The following is a 1809-nucleotide window of genomic DNA, read 5'->3' as shown; positions in this document are numbered from 1 at the left end:
AGCTGGCCGAGCGCAGCCAGGTGGCCGCGCAGGAAATCGGCCAGGTCGCCGAGTCCAGCGTGGAGCTGGCCGAGAACGCCGGCAAGCTGCTGGAGCAGATGGTGCCGTCGATCCGCCGCACCTCCGACCTGGTGCAGGAGATCACCGCCGCCTCCGAGGAACAGACCTCCGGCGTCGGCCAGATCAACGCCGCGGTCGGCCAGCTCAACCAGACCACCCAGCAGGCCGCGGCCAACTCCGAGGAGCTGGCCGCCACGGCCGAGGAAATGAGCGGGCAGGCCGAGCAGTTGCAGCAGTTGATGAGTTTCTTCCGTACCAACCAGGTCCTGGCGCCGCGGCGTCCGAAGACAGTCACCGCCGGTCCGTCCCGCAGGGCGGCGCCGGCGCGCAAGCGTGGGTTCGGCGAGGTCGGCCTGGCACTGGTGTCGGGGCCGGACGAAGCCCATTTCGATACGTTCTGACATCCACTTTCACGACATCACATCCAGGGGGATCACGATGTTCCAGCACATGAAGATCGGCACACGCATCGGCATCGGCTTCGGCCTGGTGTTGCTGCTGCTGTTGGGGACCGGCATTTTCGCCACGATGCAAATGGCCCGAATCAACGGCTCGTCCACGGAGCTTGCCGGCAACTGGATGCCCAGCGTACGCAACGTCGAGGAAATGAGCGCCAACTTCAACAAGTTGCGCTTGTTCGAACTGCAACGGGTCATCGCCACCGATCCGGCCGAGCGGCAGGACTACGACACGCGCATGATCAAGACCCTCGAGGCCTTCGAGAACAACAAGAAGGCCTACGTCCCGCTGATCTCCTCGCCGGAGGAGCAGGCGCTGTACGAGGATTTCGCGAAGAACTTCGACCGCTACACCGAGCTGCACAAGCAATTGCTGGCGCTGGCGGCGCAGGGCAAGACAGAGGAGTCGATGACCGCACTGAACGGCGAGCAGCGGCAGATCTTCCGCAGCACCGCCGACGCGATCGACAAGCTGGTGGACCTGAACGTCAAGGGCGGCCAGGACGCCAGCGACCGCGGCGACGAACTCTATGCGTCCGCGCGCTCGCTGATCATCGCGACCATCGTGGCGGCGATGCTGCTGGGCGCGGTCGTGGCGTTCTTCATCGTGCGCATCCTCACCCGCCTGCTGGGCGGCGAGCCGGCCTATGTGGCCGAGATCGCCAACAAGGTGGCGCAGGGCGACCTCAACCTGGAGGTGGCGGTGCGCGCCAACGACAGCGGCAGCGCGCTGTATGCGATGCGGAGCATGGTCGAGCGGCTGAAGCTGGTGATCGACGGCCAGCGCCGTGTGGTCGCGGCCGCCAACCGCGGCGACTTCTCCGAGCGGATCGCGCTGGATGGCCTGGCGGGGTTCCAGCGTGAGATGGGCCAGGGACTGAACGATCTGGCGACCACGACCGGCGGCAGCATCCAGGACGTGGTGCGGGTGATGGGCGGCCTGGCCGAGGGCGACCTGACCCAGAGCATCGACAAGCACTACGACGGCGCCTACGCCGAGATGAAGAACTACATCAACGACACCATCGCCCGCCTGTCGCAGGTGGTCAGCGAGGTCAACGGCAATGCCGAATCGCTGGCCAGCGCGTCGGAAGAGGTCAGCGCCACCGCGCAGTCGCTGAGCCAGGCGGCCAGCGAGCAGGCCGCCGGCGTGGAGGAGACCAGCGCCTCGCTGGAGCAGATGACCGCGTCGATCTCGCAGAACACCGAAAACGCCAAGATCACCGACGGCATGGCCAGCAAGGCCTCCAGCCAGGCGCTGGACGGCGGCGAATCGGTGCGGGCGACCGTG

General features: G+C 66.6%; 1 protein-coding gene and 1 pseudogene. Both read left to right on the top strand.

The window, feature by feature from the left end; genetic code table 11:
- Positions 1 to 461 (top strand): annotated as a pseudogene (locus D180_RS13875) (methyl-accepting chemotaxis protein); the annotation flags it as partial.
- Between the two features lie 37 nt (positions 462 to 498).
- On the top strand, positions 499 to 1809 hold a 1311-nt coding region (locus D180_RS13870), incomplete at its 3' end, for an MCP four helix bundle domain-containing protein (RefSeq protein WP_017913269.1).

Origin of the sequence: Xanthomonas sp. SHU 166 (assembly GCF_000364685.1) — a bacterium.
In the GTDB taxonomy this organism is placed as follows: Bacteria; Pseudomonadota; Gammaproteobacteria; order Xanthomonadales; family Xanthomonadaceae; genus Xanthomonas_A; species Xanthomonas_A sontii.
This window is presented reverse-complemented; position numbering and strand designations above follow the sequence as displayed.